The 20145-nt window shown below is 69.1% G+C and carries 20 protein-coding genes and 1 pseudogene; 11 read left to right on the top strand and 10 right to left on the bottom strand.

Translation table 11 applies throughout. From position 1 onward, the window contains the following. Positions 1-752: 752 nt before the first annotated feature. Positions 753-1088: a hypothetical protein gene (locus IL992_RS43035; protein WP_193209047.1), complete on the bottom strand. Its 336-nt coding sequence runs from the start codon at positions 1086-1088 to the stop codon at positions 753-755. A 379-nt stretch (positions 1089-1467) separates the two neighbouring features. Here IL992_RS43035 and IL992_RS43030 point away from each other — a divergent pair, with 379 nt between their 5' ends. Continuing rightward, complete coding sequence (locus tag IL992_RS43030; protein WP_319019198.1) at positions 1468-1701, top strand: DUF4190 domain-containing protein; 234 nt, start codon at positions 1468-1470, stop codon at positions 1699-1701. Between the two features lie 340 nt (positions 1702-2041). Here the strand turns inward: IL992_RS43030 and IL992_RS43025 are convergent, their stop codons facing one another. After that, complete coding sequence (locus tag IL992_RS43025) at positions 2042-2452, bottom strand: VOC family protein (RefSeq protein WP_193209046.1); 411 nt, start codon at positions 2450-2452, stop codon at positions 2042-2044. 298 nt (positions 2453-2750) lie between these two features. Here IL992_RS43025 and IL992_RS43020 point away from each other — a divergent pair, with 298 nt between their 5' ends. The 5 genes and pseudogenes from IL992_RS43020 to IL992_RS43000 all read left to right on the top strand — a co-directional run bounded on the left by IL992_RS43020 (position 2751) and on the right by IL992_RS43000 (position 7868). Beyond that, a complete protein-coding gene (locus IL992_RS43020) occupies positions 2751-3203 on the top strand; it encodes a hypothetical protein (protein ID WP_193209045.1) in 453 nt (150 codons plus the stop codon). Between the two features lie 290 nt (positions 3204-3493). Continuing rightward, positions 3494-3701 (top strand): annotated as a pseudogene (locus IL992_RS49200) (leucine zipper domain-containing protein); the annotation flags it as partial. 80 nt (positions 3702-3781) lie between these two features. Continuing rightward, on the top strand, positions 3782-4150 hold the full coding sequence (locus IL992_RS43010; protein WP_193209044.1) for a hypothetical protein: 369 nt from the start codon (positions 3782-3784) through the stop codon (positions 4148-4150). An 87-nt stretch (positions 4151-4237) separates the two neighbouring features. Next, entirely contained in the window at positions 4238-5764 is a 1527-nt protein-coding gene (locus IL992_RS43005; protein WP_193209043.1) for a carbohydrate binding domain-containing protein, read from the top strand. 325 nt (positions 5765-6089) lie between these two features. Next, positions 6090-7868 (top strand): glycosyl hydrolase family 18 protein, encoded by a 1779-nt coding sequence (locus IL992_RS43000; protein WP_193209042.1) that lies wholly within the window; start codon positions 6090-6092, stop codon positions 7866-7868. A 72-nt stretch (positions 7869-7940) separates the two neighbouring features. On the opposite strand, the gene IL992_RS42995 is transcribed toward IL992_RS43000, so the two are convergent. Continuing rightward, positions 7941-8894 carry an alpha/beta hydrolase gene (locus IL992_RS42995; RefSeq protein WP_319019197.1) on the bottom strand — a complete coding sequence of 318 codons (954 nt, stop codon included), beginning with the start codon at positions 8892-8894 and terminating at the stop codon, positions 7941-7943. Between the two features lie 374 nt (positions 8895-9268). On the opposite strand from IL992_RS42995, the gene IL992_RS47265 reads away from it, so the two are divergent. Beyond that, complete coding sequence (locus IL992_RS47265) at positions 9269-9523, top strand: hypothetical protein (RefSeq protein WP_226874822.1); 255 nt, start codon at positions 9269-9271, stop codon at positions 9521-9523. A 110-nt stretch (positions 9524-9633) separates the two neighbouring features. Next, complete coding sequence (locus tag IL992_RS42985) at positions 9634-10242, top strand: TetR/AcrR family transcriptional regulator (protein WP_193209040.1); 609 nt, start codon at positions 9634-9636, stop codon at positions 10240-10242. Positions 10243-10268: 26 nt separating this feature from the next. Here IL992_RS42985 and IL992_RS42980 read toward each other — a convergent pair whose 3' ends face one another. Next, entirely contained in the window at positions 10269-11108 is an 840-nt protein-coding gene (locus tag IL992_RS42980; protein WP_226874833.1) for a zinc-binding dehydrogenase, read from the bottom strand. 400 nt (positions 11109-11508) lie between these two features. On the opposite strand from IL992_RS42980, the gene IL992_RS42975 reads away from it, so the two are divergent. Beyond that, the gene (locus IL992_RS42975; protein WP_193209039.1) at positions 11509-11751 is read left to right on the top strand and encodes an aldo/keto reductase; all 243 of its coding nucleotides are present in this window, start codon (positions 11509-11511) and stop codon (positions 11749-11751) included. A gap of 55 nt (positions 11752-11806) precedes the next feature. Here IL992_RS42975 and IL992_RS42970 read toward each other — a convergent pair whose 3' ends face one another. The 4 genes from IL992_RS42970 to ureA all read right to left on the bottom strand — a co-directional run bounded on the left by IL992_RS42970 (position 11807) and on the right by ureA (position 16536). Then, the gene (locus IL992_RS42970; RefSeq protein ID WP_319019196.1) at positions 11807-13045 is read right to left on the bottom strand and encodes a cytochrome P450; all 1239 of its coding nucleotides are present in this window, start codon (positions 13043-13045) and stop codon (positions 11807-11809) included. Between the two features lie 171 nt (positions 13046-13216). Next, positions 13217-14197: an agmatine deiminase family protein gene (locus IL992_RS42965; RefSeq protein WP_193209049.1), complete on the bottom strand. Its 981-nt coding sequence runs from the start codon at positions 14195-14197 to the stop codon at positions 13217-13219. Positions 14198-14215: 18 nt separating this feature from the next. Further along, positions 14216-15859 (bottom strand): urease subunit alpha, encoded by a 1644-nt coding sequence (locus tag IL992_RS42960; protein WP_193209038.1) that lies wholly within the window; start codon positions 15857-15859, stop codon positions 14216-14218. Continuing rightward, complete coding sequence (ureA, locus tag IL992_RS42955; RefSeq protein ID WP_193209037.1) at positions 15859-16536, bottom strand: urease subunit gamma; 678 nt, start codon at positions 16534-16536, stop codon at positions 15859-15861. The genes IL992_RS42960 and ureA overlap by 1 nt, the downstream gene beginning before the upstream one ends. Positions 16537-16644: 108 nt before the next feature. Between ureA and IL992_RS42950 the strand changes: the two genes are divergently transcribed. Both IL992_RS42950 and IL992_RS42945 read left to right on the top strand, forming a co-directional pair. Further along, on the top strand, positions 16645-17238 hold the full coding sequence (locus tag IL992_RS42950) for a TetR/AcrR family transcriptional regulator (protein WP_226874830.1): 594 nt from the start codon (positions 16645-16647) through the stop codon (positions 17236-17238). Between the two features lie 88 nt (positions 17239-17326). Continuing rightward, entirely contained in the window at positions 17327-18406 is a 1080-nt protein-coding gene (locus IL992_RS42945) for a C45 family autoproteolytic acyltransferase/hydolase (protein ID WP_193209035.1), read from the top strand. 43 nt (positions 18407-18449) lie between these two features. Here the strand turns inward: IL992_RS42945 and IL992_RS42940 are convergent, their stop codons facing one another. Then, positions 18450-19469, bottom strand: a complete 1020-nt coding sequence (locus tag IL992_RS42940) for a hypothetical protein (RefSeq protein WP_193209034.1) — start codon at positions 19467-19469, stop codon at positions 18450-18452. A 4-nt stretch (positions 19470-19473) separates the two neighbouring features. Continuing rightward, on the bottom strand, positions 19474-20013 hold the full coding sequence (locus IL992_RS42935) for a hypothetical protein (protein WP_193209033.1): 540 nt from the start codon (positions 20011-20013) through the stop codon (positions 19474-19476). Between the last annotated feature and the right edge of the window lie 132 nt (positions 20014-20145).

The raw sequence follows: 20145 nt of genomic DNA, 5'->3' as shown, positions 1-20145 counted from the left end.
CGCGGGTCCGGCTCGGGTGTTCCTGACATTCGCGGCGAGGGCGTTGTGAGCCTTGTCAGGGAGCGCGATCAGGACCGAATGGAGCTGGAGCGGCGGGCTCGGTGCAAGGCCGAGCCCGCCGCGGTCACGCAGAGAGCCCCCTGTGGCCGGGAACTCGCTGACCGCCACACGATGGCTCGCCCCATGTCCCGGGCTTGCATCCACAGCTTGGAGTTACACCCCAGAGGGGACGTCACCAGCCGGACCACCGAGCGCGGTCCAACAGCAGGTCAACCGTGTTCCTGTTGCGCTCAGGTGGATACATCGTCACCCTCGTGCAGGACATCCGCGAGGACGACACCGAGGCGATCGTCACCGCACTGCGCATGGTGAAGGGTGTCCTGCCCATGGACGTGATCGACGCCTATCACACCCTGCCCGTGGCAGAGGAGCGCGTGGACCGCGGGTGGCGGAGAAGCTTCTCAGGCCGGCCCGGGAGGACTGGTGACCGAGCACCCGCTGATCGCGTGCCTCCACGCTCGCTGGCATGGGGAAGAGACCGAGCTGGGGTGATGCCGAACCGGGCGCTCGTAGGCGGTTACCTGCGCTACAACAGTGAACGGGTGCTGCATTTCGCGGTACGAACACTGCTCGCAGCTCCCGAAAAGGCGCGACGGCAGGGTCCGAGAGAACCCTTCCGGGGCTGCGACGCCGCCCCGGAAACGGGCCGTACGGGGTGGATTACGGTCACTGCAGCCGCGTCGGAATCACTCCTACTGGCACCAGGACGCCTTGAGCCTGGAGACGAAGATCTCGGTTACCTTCGGCTCCAGCTGCAACTGGATCGTCTGCCAGTCGCAGAAGTAGATCTTCTTGCCGGTGCTGACTCTCACATAGCCGGACCATCCCCCCGCGTACAGATGATCCCCGTAGGAGTTCAGACTGTAAAACCCCCACGTGGTGATCGTCTTCACACAAATGCTGCTGCCGCATTCGTAGTAGTATTTGAGGTCGCTGCTCGCCGTCTGCGAGGCCGACGCCGCTGCCGGGGCGGCAACAATTGCGGCCGCCATTCCGAGCGTCCCGATCGCGGTCAGCAGCTTCACCATGACTTTCATGAGAATACCCCTCCATCTTCTTCGGCCCCTTTTGGCCTTTTCTGGCCGCGCCTTACCGATCTGCCTCGGGAGGCCGGCAAGGGACAGCGCGTGCTTCCAATCAGGACCGTTCTGACTTCTTTCGAAGCCCGACGGCACCGCACGCTGATGGCAGACTTTATTTAAAGCGTTTTTTCGCCGTCAACGCTTTTCAGTCCTGCCTAAAAGGGCCAAGTAGGCACAACGACAGCAGCGGCCAGATGACGCGGCCGCCCCAGTACGGCTATTCGCTTCCCCGCCGCCGCGCAAGACCACGGCCTGGCGGTCGCGAGCCTCGCTCTGGACCTCACCGGGTTCGTCACCTGCGGCTTCACAAGCATTCCTCGCCGTCATCCTGGGCCACGTCGCCATCAGCCAGATCCGCCGTGACCATACCGACGGCCGCGGCATGGCCATCGGCGGCCGGGTCCTCGGCTGGACCCTGACCAGCCGGCGGATCATCTACTGGATCCTCGTGCTCGCAGGCGCGATCGCCGGCATCGGCGGGATCGGCTCCAACGCTGCGGGAGACCCGGCCCTCGGACGCAGTAGGCTCACCGTCAACGAGACCACCGACGGTGTGTGAGCCTGGGGCCGTGGCCACACGCCCGGTCCTGTAGGCGTTCCACCCCGCGTCACGAGGGCCGCTGACGCCGTCGAGGTCAACTGCCGCTTACTGAACAGCGACGGCCGCCCCGACCGTTTCGGGGCCGACAGCAGCGGCGCCAGCGCCGCAGACTGAGCATCGGTGAGGTCGAACCGCCTCGTCACCGCTAAGGTGTCCACGAGGTCTCCGGTTTCAGGTGTGTCTTGGTCGATCAACCAATTACCGGAGACCTCTCTCGTTGTCGATCTACGACCTCTCCGACTCCCCGACGCCCCACCTCAAACCGCCCCACGCACCACCGCGGACTTCGATACAGGTCCTAGTCGCGCTTTGGCCAGATCGGGCCCTGGTCGGTCCAGATGACGCCCTTGTTGCGGCACAGGCAGAAGGGGTGGCCGATCGGGTCGGTGTAAACCCGCCAGCCGTAGCCGTTGGGGCCGATGAAGTCCTGCTGCAGCGTCGCGCCGAGGTCGAGGACGCGGCGCTGCTCGGACTCGATCTCGTCCACTTCGAAGTCGAGGTGGAACTGCTTGGGGTGCTCGCTGTCGGGCCACTGCGGAGCGCGGTAGTCGTCCACCCGGATGAAGGCCAGCTCGACCTCGCCGAACTTGATGCCGGCCCAGTTCTCGTGGCTGCCTTCCTTGATCGGGCGGCCCGTCACCTCGGAGTAGAAGGCCGCCAGCTTCATCGTGTCCGGGCAGTCGATGATGAAATCGGTGAGTCGCAGCATCCCGCGATCCTGTCACAAGATCAAGGAGCCTAGGGACTGGGCAACCGCGAGCACATCCGGGCGCGCAAGAGTGTCCGGTTCGATCACGTCATCGAGCAGATGACGGCTCGGATGCCTACCTCTGACGAGGTCAAACAGCTCGGCATGCCCAAGAACACGCCGGTCCTCGACGGCCGCGGTGCGCGACCCCGGTGGCCGGCCCTTTGCCGTTGTTCTGGCCGTCGTGCTGCCTGCCGACCGTCACGAGGCGTTCGGCAGCTGTACGCGCCTCTCGTATCCCTCTGGCACGATTCGTCCCATGGAGATCCTTCCGGGCATTGGCGTGGCGCTCGTTAAGATCGGAGAGTCCCGGTCGGATGTCGAGCGCCGAATCGGCCCTCCAGTGCATGAGCGGCCCAGCCAGAGGGATGTGTATGCCACCACGCCCATGCTCGTCGTCCATTACACCCCGGAGGATCTCGTGGAGCTCGTCGAGATCGCATACTCCGGCGACGGGCAGGAGGAAGTTTTCCTTGACGGCGTCCAACTGACCTTCCGCTTCCTCGATGACGTTGTGCATGACCTGACCGCGAAGGGCTACACCAACACCCCTTCGGACATCGGTTTCGATTTCCATGCCGGGTTCGCCATCTGGTCGATGGGCTCGCGGTGGGCTGGTGACCTTGATCCGAATGCCGGCGAGGACGACGAGCGCAAGGTGTCCGAGGGTGTGTCGATCGCTCCCTACGCCTACTTCACTCAAGAGATCTAGTCTCACGGGTGAGGGCACTCCCCGGCCGAACGGGGGATATACGCCTTATCGTTCGACAGCTTCGTCGGCTCCCGAGGGGCTCAAGGACCGACAAGACGATCATGGATGCCATCGGCCGGCACATCAGCGGGGCCGGTGACGAGGACGAGGGGGGGTCGGCGCCCGTCCTGGTCCCCGCGGGCTAGTTGTACTCGGTCAGCAGGTTGGTGACGCGCCGAGGTTGGTGCTTGATCCATAGGAAGACCTCCGGATGTGGTGGAGATGCCGTCTTCACCGAACCGGAGGTCTTCATGGCCTGCGCTAATGCCCGGCTGACCGTTCGTGGACGCATCCTGCTGGTACGGCGGGTGCGTTTCGATCAGCGCCCCGTGGCACACGTGGCCACGGAGCTGGGCATCTCCCGCCAGTGCGCGCACCGGTGGGCCATGCGCTACGACCAGCGGGCCTGGGCCGGCGCACGACCGTTCCTCCCGCCCACACCGCGTCGCCAACCGCACCCCGCTCTGAGCATCTTCCGGCCCTGCGTGAGCACCTGGTGACCTACGTCCCAGGACGAGCTGGGCGCGCTCCTTCTTCCCATGCGCCGCAACCGTATGAGCAACTCGACGTCACGCGCGGTCCGCGCCGCCTTGTGGTTCCTGGCGTTGCTCGCCGTCGGAACGGTCGTATTCGCCATGGATGCGCCACCGCGCGCCGAGGCCGGCGAAGGATCCGCATTCAACGCCGTCGTCTACGCCCCGGAGCTGCTGTTTCCCCTGATCGACTTTGACCAGGAGAAGTCGTTCCAACCGATCGGCGACGGTCAGTGGGTCGCCTATGGGCTCAACCTTCTGGTCGTCGGGAAATCATCGCTGGTGAGCGAGTTATCTGTTAACAACCTTGACAGTGAGAGCGCCGGTCCCGACCATGGGACCACGGATCCGTACTGTCCAGTGGCTCGCTGGTGAACCGGCTCACCGGTGACGTCGCCGGCGCGCCATCACCCCCCGCGATCGGCGCCATGGCTCCGATCACTCCTGGTTCAGGAGACCTTCATGCGAAAGCGCACCCCCCGTCCGCTGACGCTGGCGGCATCGCTGCTGCTGGCGGCCGCGGGCGCCGTCCTCACGCAGACATCGGCCGAGGCGGCCAATCTGCTCGTGAACTCCGACTTCGAGTCCGGAAGCCTTTCCCCGTGGTCCTGCACCGGCGGCCTGGGATCGGTGGTCAGCTCCCCGGTCCACGCCGGCGGCAAGGCGCTGGCCGGCGCGGCCAGCGGCTCGGACAACGCGCAGTGCACCCAGACCGTGTCCGTGAAGCCGAACACCGCCTACACCCTGAGCGCATGGGTCCGCGGAAGCTACGTGTACTTCGGCGTGAACGGCGGATCGTCCACCTGGACCTCGTCGCCGTCCGCCTACACGCAGCTGCGCGTGTCCTTCACCACCGGTGCCAGCCAGACGAGCGCGGTGGTCTACCTGCACGGCTGGTACGGCCAGGGCACCTACTACGCCGACGACATCAGCTTCGACGGCCCCGGCGGACCGTCGCCGTCCGCGTCACCCTCTCCGTCGTCTTCCCCCTCGCCCTCGCCCTCGCCCTCGGCGTCGCCGTCGCCCGGCGACACGACGTGCCCGGTGAAGGGGCGGCCGGCCGGCAAGGTCACCCAGGGATACTGGGAGAACTGGGACGGCTCGTCCAACGGCGTGCACCCGCCGTTCGGCTGGACGCCGATCAACGACGCCCGCATCCGGCAGCACGGCTACAACGTGATCAACGCGGCGTTCCCGGTCATCCGCTCGGACGGCACGGTCCTGTGGGAAGACGGCATGGACAGCACCGTCAAGGTCTCCACACCGGCTGAGATGTGCCAGGCCAAGGCCGACGGCGCGACGATCCTGATGTCCATCGGCGGAGCCACCGCCGGCATCGACCTCAGCTCCAGCACCGTCGCCGACCGCTTCGTCGAGACCATCGTGCCGATTCTGAAGAAGTACAACTTCGACGGCATCGACATCGACATCGAGACCGGGCTCAGCGGCAGCGGCAACATCAACCAGTTGTCCGCCTCCCAGTCCAACCTCATCCGCATCATCGACGGCGTGCTCGCTCAGATGCCGTCCAACTTCGGCTTGACCATGGCCCCCGAGACGGCGTACGTCACCGGAGGCAGTGTCACCTACGGCTCGATCTGGGGCGCCTACCTGCCGATCATCAAGAAGTACGTGGACAACGGCCGCCTGTGGTGGCTGAACATGCAGTACTACAACGGAAGCATGTATGGCTGCTCGGGTGACTCCTACTCCGCCGGGACGGTCCAGGGATTCGTCGCCCAGACCACCTGCCTGGACAAGGGCCTGGTCATCCAGGGCACCACGATCAGGGTCCCGTACGACAAGCAGGTCCCCGGCCTGCCCGCCCAGCCCGGCGCCGGAGGCGGCTACATGTCGCCGTCCCTGGTGAGCCAGAGCTGGAACAGCTTCAACGGCCAGCTCAAGGGTCTGATGACCTGGTCCATCAACTGGGACGGGTCGAAGGGCTGGACCTTCGGCGACAACGCCAGGTCGCTCCAGGGCCGTTAGACCCGGGCCTGACACCGCAGAACGAGGGCGAAGGCCGCCTCCTGATCGGGAGCGGCCTTCGCCTGCGTTGAGACGCCGCCGATGTCCTTCCGGGACGCGCCCCACGCGTGCTCCTTCCGGTGCGCGCAGCGTCTTCCCTGGTGGGACGACTAATTGTTAAGAACCTTGACAAATAGGCTCGCCGATCCCGACCATGGGATGCGCGGATCCGTGTGCTCGTCCAGCAGTTCGCTGCTGTAGCAAATCCACCGACGGTCTCGCCGGTGCACCATCACCCCCCACGATCGGCGTCAAGGCGCCGATCACTCCTGGTGCAGGAGATTTCATGCGACCACGCACTCTGCTGCGCGCCGCCGTGGCTCTGATCGCCACCGCCACCGCGACGCTCGGCCTCACCGCGACTCAGACCGCCACAGCGCACGCGGCGACCACATGGGCGACCGCCGCACAGGCCGCGCCAACCCTGCCCGCGCACGTGTTCGCGCCGTACTTCGAGGCGTGGACCGGCGAGGACCCCGCGACGCTCTCCCAGCAGTCCGGGGCGAAGTATCTGTCCATGGCGTTCCTCCAGGCCGCGACCAAGGGTTCGTGCACGGCCTACTGGAACGGCGACACCGGCATGCCGATCGCCTCCTCGACGTTCGGCGCGTCGATCACGAAGATCCGGAACGCCGGCGGTGACGTCATCCCGTCCTTCGGCGGTTACACGGCGACCAACACCGGCACCGAGATCGCCGACAGCTGCACCAACGTCAACTCGATCGCGGCCGTCTTCCAGAGCGTGATCAACACGTACGGGGTCACCCGGATCGACCTCGACATCGAAGACAACTCGCTGAACAACAGCGCCGGGATCGACCGCCGCAACAAGGCGATCAAGCTGACCGAGGACTGGGCCGCCGCCAACGGCAAGACCGTCCAGTTCTCGTACACGCTGCCGACGACCACCCACGGGCTCGCAGACAGCGGCCTGGCCGTGCTGCGGAACGCCAAGACCAACAACGCCAGGATCGACGTCGTCAACATCATGACGTTCGACTACTACGACGGCGCCGGCCACAACATGGCGACCGACACCCAGACCGCGGCGACCGGGCTCCACGACCAGCTCGCCGCTCTCTACCCGGACAAGACGTCCGACCAGGTCTGGAACATGATCGGCGTCACCGAGATGATCGGCATCGACGACTACGGCCCGGCCGAGACGTTCCGCACCGCGGACGCTGCGCCCGTGCTGAACTGGGCCACCGGCAAGGGCCTCGCGATGATCTCGTTCTGGGCGCTGCAGCGCGACAACGGCGGTTGCCCCGGCACCGGCGGTTCGGACAGCTGCTCGGGCATCGAGCAGAGCACCTGGTTCTTCAGCCAGACGTTCGCCCCGTTCTCTGGGGGCGGCCAGCAGCCCCCGGACAACGACTTCTCGATCGCCGTGTCGCCCTCGTCCGGCTCGGTCGACCCCGGCGGGACGGCGACGGCCACCGTGAACACCGCGGTGACCAACGGCGACGCGCAGACCGTCGATCTCACCACCGCCGGGGCGCCCTCCGGGGTGACCGCGACGCTCAACCCCGCCTCCGTCACGGCCGGCGGTAGCTCGACGCTGACCCTGGCGACCACCTCGGCGGTCCAGCCGGGCACGTACCCGATCACCGTCACCGGCACCTCACCGTCCGGAAGCCACACCACGACCTTCAACCTGAAGGTCAACGGGTCGTCCGGCGGCGGCACGGTCGGCAACCCCGGCTTCGAGTCCGGCGGCCTCGGCCCGTGGGTCTGCCAGTCGGGCAGCACGGTCGTCGGCACTCCGGCGCACTCCGGGTCGCACGCCCTGCAGGTCACCCCGACGCAGAGCCAGACCGGCCAGTGCACCCAGTCGCTGACGCTCGAGCCCAACCATCAGTACACGCTGAAGGCCTGGGTGCAGGGCAACTTCGCCTTCCTCGGCGTGTCCGGCGGCGCGACCGGCTCCACCTGGACCTCGTCGGGAGGCTGGAAGGAACTGTCCCTGTCCTTCACCACCGGCTCGTCCGGCGTCGTGACCGTCTACGTCAACGGCTGGTACGGCCAGGGCAACGTCTACGCCGACGACTTCTCCATCGCCTGATCGGTAGGCGTCGATCTCGCGGCGGCCGCCGTACTCCGTTCGAACCGGGGTGCGGCGGCTTCCCCTTTCCGCTCAGAGGGCCCTGCGGAGGAAGTCGACGATCTCCGCCCCCGCGGCCTTGGCCTGCGGCACCAGGCCCGGCATGCTGAGGAAGGCGTGGCCGGTCCCGGGATATTCGGTGAGCCGTACGGGCGTCCCGGCCGCTTGCAGTCGTTCGGCGTAACGGCGCCCGTGGTCGGCCACCGGGTCGTCGGTCGGCAGCACCACGAGCGCGGGAGGAAGTCCGGTCAGGTCGTCGGCGTACAGGGGCGACAGCGCACGAGGATCGGTTCCCGGCGGTACGGCGAGCCGGCGGAACAGCCGTAGCTGCGCCATGGTGAGGGTCGGGCTGCCGGCGTGCCGGGTGACCGAGGCGTAGTCGAACATCGTCTCGGTCACGTCGACGGCGGGGTTGACCAGCACCTGGGCCCGCAGGTGCAGGCCGGCGTTTCTGGCCCGGATGGCGGACAGGGCGCTGATCAGCGCGCCGCAGCTCTCGCCGAAGACGGCGGTCTGTGCCGGGGCGATGCCCCACTTCGCGGCGTTCTGCAGCATGTGCCGGAGTGCGTCCCAGCCGTCGTCGGCGGCGGCCGACAGCGGAGTCTCCGGGTCGAGGAGGCGGTGCTCGACCGAGACGACGAGCGCGGGCAGTTGGGCGGCGAGGTGGCTGTTCACCCAGTCGCACTGCACCGCCGTACCGACGAAGCCGCCGCCGTGCACGTGGAGCACGAGCGGCAGGTCGCCCCGGTCGGCGCCCATCGGCCGGTAGACCCGGACCGGGAGGTCGCGGTCGGGCAGCGCCAACTCCTGCCACTCGATCGAGGCGCCGGGATCCGGCTCTCCGGTGATCGCCCGCGCCTCGGGGGAGGAGCGCCTGCGGTTTTCTGTCTCGCGGTAGGCGAGCAGGTCCTCGGTCGTCATCGCCGCCCAGTCCGTCCCCCCTCCCGGGGCCGCCTGCCGGAATGTCGCGCCGGCGATGTCACTCACGTCTTCTCCTTGCCACGGGGTTTTCGCTACTAGAGGTTTCGATACTCAAGGTAGCGCAAATGGACATCGTGCGGCTGTGACCTCCATCACATCCGTCCGGACTCCTGTCGTGAACACGCGCTCATGGATGCGGAAGGCGGGTGCCGAGGCGCGTGAGCATAGAAACGGGGAAATCGGCGCCGCGGTGGCAGGTCACCCCGCCCTTCTCCGAAAGCATCCTGGATCCCGCCGATCCCGTCGGAAGCCTGCTCCGAGCCGTCCGCGCCTACGAATCCCCGGCAGAAGGCACATCGGGTTACCGCAACGAAGGCCCTCAGGCCGACAGGAGCCCGTGGCGCAGGGTCCGTTACTTCTTCGCCGAACCATCGGTGCGCATGGCCGTCTGCGCCACGCTCGACCGCGCCGCCCAGCGGATCGCACCGCTGATCGCGGCGAACGGAGAGGTGAGCGAAACGCAGGCTCGCGTGATCGCGAACGCCCTCGCCTTCGGCTACTTCGCCGCGCTCGAGCAGTGGCACCTCGACGGCGGCGACCGCCCTATCGCCGACTACGTCGAGGAGGGCATGCGACTACTACGCGGCATCTGGAGCGCACCACATCCGTCCTCCCGGCGCGATCTCCCCGCATAACAGCCGTACGCCCCGGGTTCACGGCGTCGCAGGCAGGGTCGCGGTGATCACCACTCGGCTGGGGTGTACTACAGTGGGCCGCCATCTGCAGCGGGGTGAGGAGCGAGGCAATGGCCCATGTGCTGACGCCGAAGGGGCGGGCCACCCGGGCGCGGATCGTCGAGGGTGCCGCCGAGGTCCTCCGGGAGAAGGGGGTCGCCGACGTCACCCTGGACGACATCCGATCGCGAACCGGCACGAGCAAGAGCCAGCTCTTCCACTACTTCCCTGAGGGCAAGGACGCCCTGCTGCTCGCGGTCGCGCAGTACGAGGCGGACCAGGTGCTGAACGACCAGCTGCCGCAGCTGCGCCGGCTCGATACCTGGGACGCCTGGTATCGCTGGCGGGACACCCTCGTGGAGCGCTACGAGTCGCAGGGCGACCAGTGCCCGCTGTATTCGCTGTTCCTGCAGGTCGGGCGCACCACGCCAGGCGCGCGGGCGATCGTCTCCGAGTTCATGAGACGCTGGCAGCAGAGCCTGGCCGGCGGAGTCAGGGCATTGCAGCGAAACGGCCTGCTCCCCATGTCCGTCGACGCCGACGAGAGCGCAGCCGCGCTGCTCACCGCCATCCAGGGAGGCGTGGCGATCATGCTGTCAACGGGGGAGTCCACCCATCTGCGTGCCGCGCTCGACTGGTGGATCGCGCGGTTGCGGGCGGCGATCCCCCTGGCCGATTGACCCTCGTGCACGGCCGGGTCATCCGTTCAGGGCAGGAGCAGCAGCTTCCCCACGGTGCGGCGGGATTCGAGGTCCGCGTGCGCCCGCGCCGCGTCCGCGAGGGCGTAACGCCCTCCGATGATCGGTCTGAGCAGCCCCTTCCTGACGAAGTCGAACACCTCCGCCGTACGCGTGAGCAGCGCCTCCCGGGTGGGCACGTGATCGCGGACGAGCGGATGGGACAACAGGATGCTGTTGGGCAGTTCCGTCGGGGTGAGCGAGGGGACGCCCATGAGGGGACCGTAGTAGGCGTGCACACCGTGTCGGCGCAGGGCCGACTGCGACGACCGAAACGTCGGCGTTCCGCCGCCGTCGTACACCACGTGTGCGCCCTCGCCACCGGTCATCTCCCGCACCCGATCCTCGAAGCCGCCACCGCTGGAGACGATGACGTGATCGGCTCCGGCCTCCTTCGCGACCGGCACCTTCTCCTCCCGCGAGACCAGGCCGATGACGACGCCGCCCCTCGCCTTGACCATCTGGGTCACCATGAGCCCCACTCCTCCGGCGGCGGCGTGCACCACCGCCGTGTCACCTGGCTTGATCTGGTAGGTCTCGGTGGTGAGATGGTTGGCGGTGAGTCCCTGCATCATCACCGCCGCCGCCGTCTCGTCATCCACGCCTTCGGGAACACGCACCAGCGACTCCGCCGGGATGGCGATCTGCTCCGCGTAGCTGCCCCGGTGGTAATACCAGGCGACCCTGTCACCGACGTTGAAATCCCGTACGCCCTCGCCGAGGGCGGTGACGTATCCCATGCCCTCGATTCCCAGAATCGCGGGAATGGTCCAGCCGGGAGCCGGACCCGTCCGTACGCCGACATCCATGTAGTTCACCCGGCGACGCCGAGCCGTACGAGCACCTCTCCCTGCCGAGGGGTGGGATCGGGCGATTCGGTCCAGTGCATGACCTCGGCACCGCCGTACTCGCTGATACGAATCGCATGCATGGGAAACTCCAGTCTCTTGTCGCCATGCGTGACACCCTCCGGCCTCGGGGGCCGGGCGGTCACAAGGTAATGAGCGAAAAATGGACCAGCAAGTCCAAAATGCCTGCTCAAACGGATAGAGAGTTTCGGGCGCCCGTGTGATGAGCGATCTGGTCGGCCTTGAGCGGAAGTCGAACCGGTGGTTCCTCCGGTAGTGCTACAGTCGGCCGAACGGAGGGTCCTCCGGTTTTGCCATCGCGTGGGTTCCGTTCTTCCGGCTCGGGGACGCCTTCCCCGGCATGCCGAAGGTGGCCGACGATCCGGCCGTCACCGCCGTGGCGCAGTCTCTGGGCTGCACCCCCGCGCAGGTCGGCCTCGCCTGGCTGCTCCATCACTTGCCGAACACGTTGCTCATTCCGGGCACCGCAGATATCGGCCATCTCGAGGCGAACATCGCCGCGGGATCGATCGCGCTCGACGACGCCACGCTGACCGCGCTGGACGCCGCCGGCTCACAGCCGACCGACGCCGCGTCCGACTGAAGTGGCGGCGGCTCTGCGGCATCCGGCGCCGCCGGGCGGTGGAGGTCCGTCAGCGTCATCCAGCCGAGGTGACGTGCATGGCGACCGGCCGCAGGACCAGGCCGTCGCTCCACGTCACCGACTCGGGCGAGGCGGTCAGGCGGAGGGCGGGCCGTCGAGTGACCAGGGCTCTGATCGCCTCGGTGAGCTCGACCCTGGCGAGACTGGCGGCCAGGCAGCGGTGCGGACCGTAACCGAACGCCACATGCGGGTTGGGGGGATGGCCGGTGAAACGGTGGATGTCGAACCGGCCGGGCTCGGGGAACGCCTGCGGGTCGTGGTTGGCCGCGTTCAGGTTCGGCATGACGACCGTCCCCGCCCTCAGCGAGCCACTGGGCAGGTCGGTGTCCTCCGTGATACGGCGCATGAAGGCGCTGGCCGGCGGCCCGTCGTAGCGCAGGATCTCTTCGACGGCGGTAGCCGTCAGGGCCGGGTCCGCGACCAACTCGTCCCACTGGCTCCGGTGGAGGAGCAGCCGGAACACGCCACGGGCGATCATCGAGGCTGTCGTCTCGTAACCGGCGGTGATCAAAGAGAAGACGGTGTTGACGAGTTCGCCCTCCGACAGCCGGTCGCCGGAGTCCCTGGCCTGGATGAGCAGGTCGATGAGGTCCTCGCCGGGGGAGAGGCGATGCTGGGCGACCAGCTCGGCGGCATAGGCCATGAACTCGGCGTGGCCCTCGTAACGCGCCTGCTCGGTGGCCGTGGAGGTGGTGAGGAACATATCCGTCCACCGGACGAACTGCTCGTAATGGTCCATCGGCACGCCGAGCATCTCGCAGATGACATGGGCCGGTAGCCGCAGCGCGTATCCCTGGACCAGGTCGAAGCTGTCGCCCAGGCCGTCGAGGAGTTCTTGGGCGATCCTCGCGATGCGGGGACGCCACGGTTCGATCTGGCGCGGGGTGAAGGTCCCTTGCATGATCCGGCGGTAGCGCGTGTGCTCCGGCGGATCCTGATTGACCAGCGCGTCCGGGTCGTCGTCGATGCCGACGCCGCTCACGAACCGCGGCAACCCGGGAAGGCGCAGATTGCGGCTGGACGTGGGTGAGGCCAGCAGGGCGCGGACGTCCTCGTACCGGACGGCCATCGGGACGCGGTCGCCGCTGGGCATGGTCGCCGGCTCCAGCGGTCCCGACTCGCGTCTGCGGGCGAACTCCGGTGGTGGCGTGGCGAGTGGTCCCGGCACTACATCCGGCCCGATATGCGGCCCGATGTTGGGCGCAGACCCGTTCGAATCCAGCTCGCTGGTCACTGCAACCCCTTCCGGTTCGGGGCGCCCGGGGGACGGCCTACGCGGAACGTACGAAATGGCGCACCCTCCGTCAACAGGCGAATCAGGTCGACTCGCGGCACCCGACCAATCCGCAGGCCCGCATCACCCCGTACGGCAGGCCGGCGTTCGCCGTGTCGGGGGACGAGGCCGTCAGAGGGCGGGCTGTTGCTGGGTGATGCAGTGGATGCCGCCTCCGAGCGCGAAGATGTCGCGGGCGTCGACCGCCTCGATCGCCCGGCCGGGGAAGAGCTTCGCGAACAGCTCGGCGGTCTCGGCGTCCCGCGGGTCGTCGAAGGAGCAGAGCAGAGCCAGGCCGTTGGCGAGGTAGTGGTTGATGTAGGAGTAGTCGACCGGCTCGCCGTCGGCCTCCTGGACGGTCGGGGCGGGCAGTTCGATCACCTCCAGAGGGCGCCCCCTGGCGTCTGTGGCGGCGCGCAGTATCGCGAGATTCTCCCGGGTGACCTCGTGGTCGGGATGCGCCGGGTCGGGCTGCACGTGGCACAGCACCAGGCCGGGCCGTACGAACGAGGCGAGCAGGTCGACATGCCCGTTCGTCCCGTAGCCTCCGTAGTCGGCGCTCAGCCCGCGGGGAAGCCAGATCGCCTTCTCCACCCCCAGCAGGTCGCGGAGCTCGGCCTCGACCTCGGCCTTCGTCCAGCCGGGGTTGCGCCGGGGGTCGAGCTGGACGGTCTCGGTGAGGATGACCGTGCCCTCGCCGTCCACGTGGATGCCGCCGCCCTCACCGACCATCGCGGTGCGACGGCCGGGAACGCCCACCCGGCCGAGGACGGACGAGGCGACCAGGTCGTCCTTCTCGTGCGGGGCCCACCCCCAGCCGTTGAAGGTCCAGTCGACCCCCGTGAGCCGCCCGCCGTCGAACACGAAGGTGGGGCCGTTGTCGCGCATCCAGCAGTCGTCGAGCGGCTGCTCGACCACCTCGACGCGCGGGTCGAGCCACCTGGCCGCCGACTCCCGCTCCGAGGGGTCGACCAGCATCGTGACGGGTTCGTACCGCACGATGATGTTGGCGACCGACGACCACGCCCGGTACGACGCCTCCGCCCGCTGCAGGGCATAGCCGATGGGCCACGACATCCAGGTGCGGCTGTGCGGATGCCACTCCGGCGGCATGAACAAGGGGATCGCTCCTCAGAGGAAGTAGAGGCGGTTCAGGGAGACGGAGTCGGACGGTCCGGACTCGACGGGCTCGCCGTCGAGCGAGACGCGGCCGTGCGGATCGACGTCCACGTGGCCGAGGCGCGCGTTGCGGACCATGGAGGCGGGACCGATGCCGCGGGTGCCGCGCACGCCGACCCGGCGCCTGCGGGTGGGCAGGCGGTCGCCGGACGCGGCGGCCTGCGCCACGAAGGCGACCGACAGGTCGGCGGCGGTCGCGCCGTGCGCGCCGAACTGCGGACCGAGCACGAGCGGCTCGCAGGTGTCGGTGGAGGCGTTCGGGTCGCCGGTCACGCCATAGGCGGGGAAGCCGGCCTTCAGCACGAGTTGCGGCTTGGCGCCGAAGTAGGCCGGTTGCCACAGGACGATGTCGGCGAGCTTGCCCACCTCCAGCGTGCCGACCTCGTGCGACAGGCCGTGCGCGATGGCGGGGTTGACGGTGAGCTTGGCCAGGTAGCGAAGGACGCGCTCGTTGTCGTGCGGTCCGGGGGCGCCCCGCTCGGCCTTCATCTTCCCGGCCATGGCGAAGGTGCGCCTGACGGTCTCGCCGGCCCGGCCCATGCCCTGCGCGTCGGACGAGGTGATGCCGATGACGCCCAGGTCGTGCAGGACGTCCTCGGCGCCCATGGTCCCCGCCCTGATCCGGTCGCGGGCCAGCGCGGCGTCGCCGGGAAGTTCGGGCTTGAGCCCGTGCACCGAGACGATCATCCCGTGGTGCTCGGCGATGGCGTCCCGGCCGAACGGCAGCGTCGGGTTGGTGGACGAGCCGATCACGTTGGGCACCCCGGCCAGCTTGAGCACGTTCGGCACGTGCCCTCCGCCGCATCCTTCGATGTGGAACGCGTGGATCGTCCTCCCCGAAAGCACGGCCAGGGTGTCCTCCACCGACAGGCACTCGTTGAGCCCGTCGGTGTGCAGGGCCACCTGCACGTCGTACTCCTCGGCGACGGTCAGGGCGGTGTCCAGGGCGCGGGTGTGGGCTCCCATGTCCTCGTGCACCTTGAAGCCCGAGGCGCCGCCCTCGACCAGCGCCTCGACCAGGGGCGCGGGGTGGGAGGAGGAGCCGCGGGCCAGGAAGCCGATGTTGACCGGCCAGGCGTCGAAGGCGTTGAACGCGTGCCGCAGCGCCCACGGCGAGTTCACCCCGACCCCCCACACGGGGCCGAACTCCTGCCCGATGATCGTCGTCACGCCCGAGGCCAGCGACGCCTCCATGATCCGGGGCGACAGCAGGTGCACGTGCGTGTCGATCGCCCCGGCGGTCGCGATGAGGCCCTCGCCGGACACGATCGTGGTCCCGGTGCCCACCACCACGTCGACGCCGTCCAGCGTGTCGGGGTTGCCGGCGCGGCCGATCGCGTGGATCCGCCCCTCGCGGACGCCGATCGAGGCGCTGCGCACCCCGAGGACCGGGTCCAGGATCAGCACGTTGCTGATCACCAGGTCGCAGGTCTCCCGTACGGAGGCGGCCTTCAGGTGCAGCCCGTCCCTGGCGGTCTTGCCGAACCCGGCCAGGAACTCCTCGCCCCGCTTCTGCGAGTCGTGCTCGACCTCCACCACCAGGCCCGAGTCGCCGAGCCGCAGCCGGTCGCCCTCGCGGTAGCCGTACGTACTCATCACGCCCCCAGATATCCGCACACGCGGGCCCGCTCCATCGCCGCCTCGAACGCGCCGGGCGCGTCGAGCGGCCCGTCCACCAGCCCCGCGAAACCGACGGCCACCCGCGCGCCGCCGATCGCGACGAGCGGCACCGTACGGGCGACGCCGGGCTCGAACCGGACCGTCGAGCCCGCGGGCACGGCCAGGCGGCGGCCGTAGGCGAGGGCGCGGTCGAAGCGCAGCCGCGGGTTGACCTCGAAGAAGTGGAAGTGCGAGGTCACGCTGATCGGTACGGACGCGGTGTTGACCACCTCGATCCGGACGGTCTCGCGCGCCTCCTCCGGATGGTCGGCCGCGACGAGCGCGCCCGGGGCGTCGGGGCCCAGCGAGCCGCCGCCGAACGGATCGGTGACCACCGCCAGCCGGGAGCCGTCGTCGAACACCGCCTCGACCTGGATCTCGGTCACGACGTCCGGCACGCCGGGCAGCACGTCGTCCGGGCCCAGCACGCTGCGGCCCGCCTCGATCGCCTCGGCGAGCCGGGCGCCCCCACGGGCCGCCTCGCAGACGGTGTCCGCGATCAGCGCCGTCGCCTCGGGCACGTTGAGCCGCAGGCCCCTGGCCCGCCGGGAACGGGCCAGCTCGGCCGCCGTGAACAGCAGCAACCGATCCCGCTCAGTGGGCGTCAGTCTCACTCTTCCTCCGGATCGCGTCAGGGAGCGGCGACAAGGTTTGAACCGTACTCAAACTTTGAGCACAGGTCTATATTCGACCGCGAATCAGGGCGGGAAGGCGCTACGGTGATGCGCATGGTGCGGGAGTCGAAGATCACCCTTGAGCGCCCCGACATGCGGGCACACGTGCTCAAGGCCGCCCTGCTGGCGATCGAGGAGGTCGGCTTCACCCAGTTGCGGATCAAGGACATCGCCGACCGGGCCGGGATGAGCACGAGCCACGTGCTCTACTACTTCGGCAGCCGCGACCGCATCCTCGTCTCCACCCTGCTTATGAGCGAGGCCGACCTCGACGAGCGCCGCGGAGCCGAGCTGGCTCGCCTGGACGCCGGCGCGGCACTGGACCGCCTGGTCGAGCTCTACCTGCCGCGAGGACCCCAGGACGTGCGCTGGCGGTTGTGGGCGCAGGTCATCGCCCGGCCGCCCGATGACGAGGAGACGCTGCTCCGGCTCGACGGCTTCTTCCGCTCGTGGGCGGCCGAGCTGGCCGCCATCGTGCGCAGGCTGTCGGACCTCGGCGCGGAGGCGGCCGAGGACTTGGCGGTCAGGCACTGCCGCCTCATGGACGGTCTCAGCAACGACGTCCTGCTCGGCATACCGGGCCACGACGCCCTCTGGGCGAAGGAAACCGTGCTCGCGTCCATGCGCCGCGAGCTCGCATGACGCCGCACGCACCGGATCAGCGCGGGCCTTTTCAGCCGGACCTCGACGACGACTGCCTGACGACGATGGTCGTCCGACGAAGGAAGAGATGAACCCCGAAAGGCGGCATGTCGCCGTAACCGCGTCCGACCCCTTGAAACGCGGCGAGGAACGCGGCGAACGGCTTCGCGACGCTCTCCCCGGCGGGCTCGACCTCTACATCGAGCTCTTCCGCCTGGCCGGGCTGACCGAGGACCGCGTCCGCGAGGACGCGCTCCGCACCGCGGACGTGATCGAGGCGTTCCGCCCGCGCCTGCGGGAGGAGCTGGAGGGCCTCGCCGCGGGCGCGGGGATCGACCCCTGGCAGGTCTACGCGCTCAACGCGCGCACCGAACTTCTCGCGCAGAGCCCGCAGGGCCGTCCCGGCGAGTGCTCGACCATCGTCCGGCGCCTCGATGCAGGCGAGGGCGGCCCGCGCACCTTCGGGGTGCAGACCTGGGACTGGCACGTGGAGCTCGCGCCGTACTGGCACACGCACGAGGTGCGCGGAGGCCGGCACGACGTGGTCGGGCTCACCGAGCACGGCATCCTCGCCAAGGTCGGCGTCAACAGCGCCGGGCTCGCGCTGCACTTCAACATCCTCGGCCACCGCGCGGACGGCGTCGGCGGCGTTCCGGTCCACCTCCTCGCCGCCACCGTGCTGGAGGAGGCAGGCTCGGTCGGGGAGGCGCTCGACCTCGTGCGGTCGGCGTCCGTCAGCGCGTCGAGCTCGTTCACCCTTTTCGATCCGGAGACGGTCGTCACCGCCGACATCACCCCGATCGGCGTGTTCGTCATCGAGCCGGTCGGCGGGACCGTCATCCGCACCAACCACTTCCTCTCCCCGGGACCCCGGGCGGGTGAGAAGAGCGAGCTCTACCAGCCGGATTCCGGCGAACGTTACGACCTCGTCGCCGCCCGCCTCGCGCGCGGCCCGCGACCGCGGAGCGCGGCCGAACTGCTCGGCTTCCTCTACTCCGGCCCGGGCCAGCCGCCGCTGTGCTGCGTGCCGGACATGACCCTGCCGCTCGGCGAGCGCTGGGCCACGCTGTCCACGATCGTGCTCGAACCCGCGGACCGTACGGCGCGCATCGCCGACGGATCCCCGCTGGAGGCACGAGACCGCCCGTGGCGGGTGCTCACGGCCTGACGCACACAGGCGGGCCGGGAGCGCGCCCTTGAGGCGGGGTCGCTCAGATCATGAGCAGGAACAGCGATCCGGCGAGCGTGGCCAGCAGGACCCCCATGGCCAACCACCCGCTCAGTCGCACACTTCGCCTCGCCTCCTCGTCAGGAGGTGCGGTCGGGTGCGCGTCCGCGCTCGCGACGCCGGGGACGACGGTCGTGAGCGGAGGGACCGCGCGATACCAGAACTCCTGGAGCCGGTGCCACCGCTCCTCCTCCGGCCCAGGCAGGTCGGCGGCCGCCTTGTCGAGGACATCGAGCCGGTGCAGGTCGAAGATCGCTTTGACATGTGTTCCGTACGTCCGCGCGGCCGCCACCGCCGCCAGGTAGCTGAGCAGCCCCACGGCCATCGGCCCGGTGAAGAGCAGGGGGAACGACCACCAGGGCCCCATCTGGAGGAGCTGGGCCGTTCCGGCGATGAGCCCGTAGAGGACCGACAGCGCGCTCACCGTAAGGTGCAGTTCGACATCGGCGCGCGCGGCCGCGACGCAGGCCAACGCCCGTTCAGGAGCCAGTTGGAACAGTCTCGGCCACACGAGGACGGCGTCCACGCCGTACCGGTACCGCGGGTGCAGTTCCGCGTTCCGCAGAACGTTGCCGAGGGTCGTCGGCCTCACCTCCGCCCTGTCGGAGGGGAAGGGATAGCCGCTCTCGATCCGGGCGTAGGACGCCGCGTCGGCGCGGACGGCCAGACCCGCAAGCACCTTCCTGTGGTGCCTGCGGCCGAGCGCGGCGACGGCGGTCCCGAGCCGGCCGGGCCAGTACCCTTCGTACACCCGGACCAGAAGCCCCAGGCCGCTGCCGAGCAGCGCCGCGGTCAGCAGCGCGACGGCCAGGAACACAAGCCCCCCGATGAGACGCAGCTCCCCGCTCTGCGACTGCCACCACGTCAGGGCTCCGCCCGGACGGAACGACGGCCACACCGTCACCACGGTCAGGCCGAGGAACAGCGCGGTCGGCAGGAAGACCGTGATCAGGAACCTGCGGTCCACGGCGCCGACCGTGGCCTCCATCGCCTTGTCGAGCATCTCCTCACGCCGTCCGCGGGGCGAGGACGAGGCGGTGCGCGGGCGGGTTCGCGTTACGGCACCACGGCGGGGCCGCACGGTCGTAGAAGAGCAGCTCGTTGAGCAACCCGCACCCGGGCGCATGGCAGCGCGCCAGCGCTCGCGGCAGCCCGACATCGCCGGCGAGCGTGCCGTCCGACGCGTTTCCGTTCGGGCCCATGGTGGTCGGACCGGGCTCGGTCGCCTCGCGGGCGATCGCCTCCAGGACGACCGCGATCGGCATGACGCCGACCGGCCGATCGCCGTGCAGGACCACGATTCCGGGAATGTCGTCGGACAGGTCGAGCAAGGTGACGCCGGGACTCGCGGCGAAATCGCGCGCCGACATCCCCTCCGGAATCATCACGATCGGCGGCCGGTCCGGACGGTCGAGCAGGTCGGCGGTCAGCAGAGCCGACGGGGCGCCTCCCTCGCCGAGCAGCAGGACGTGTTCCGCCGGCCCGGCCAGTTGTCTGCGCGCCTCCGCGGGAGAGGTCGCCGTCGGCAGCGCTTCATAGTTCGCCATGTCCAGTCGCCATCATGACGGCTCCGGCCGATGGGCGGAAGGCCCGCGCCTGCCTGGCGTCGAGGAAACGCGCGTGACCGATCGGCCGATGTACCGGTGAACGGGCGAGGGCGGCCTCGGGGTGGCGACCCG

Source organism: Microbispora sitophila (assembly GCF_014892245.1).
Classification (GTDB): domain Bacteria; phylum Actinomycetota; class Actinomycetes; order Streptosporangiales; family Streptosporangiaceae; genus Microbispora; species Microbispora siamensis.
The sequence above is the reverse complement of the archived record's forward strand: the minus strand, read 5'-3'. Positions and strand labels throughout refer to the sequence as shown.